At 51.6% G+C, this 256-nt stretch carries 1 rRNA gene; it reads left to right on the top strand.

The window, feature by feature from the left end:
- A 23S ribosomal RNA gene (locus PV403_RS25150) occupies positions 1–256 on the top strand; the annotation flags it as partial.

The raw sequence follows: 256 nt of genomic DNA, 5'->3' as shown, positions 1-256 counted from the left end.
TGCCAAGGCTAAATACTCCCTAGCGACCGATAGTGAAGCAGTACCGTGAGGGAAAGGTGAAAAGCACCCCGGAAGGGGAGTGAAATAGAACCTGAAACCGTGTGCTTACAAAAAGTCAGAGCCCGTTAAATGGGTGATGGCGTGCCTTTTGTAGAATGAACCGGCGAGTTACGTTCCCGTGCAAGGTTAAGGTGAAAAGCCGTAGCCGCAGCGAAAGCGAGTCTGAATAGGGCGACATAGTACGTGGACGTAGACC

This window comes from Paenibacillus sp. GYB006, assembly GCF_036577645.1.
GTDB lineage: Bacteria > Bacillota > Bacilli > Paenibacillales > Paenibacillaceae > Paenibacillus.
The sequence above is the reverse complement of the archived record's forward strand: the minus strand, read 5'-3'. Positions and strand labels throughout refer to the sequence as shown.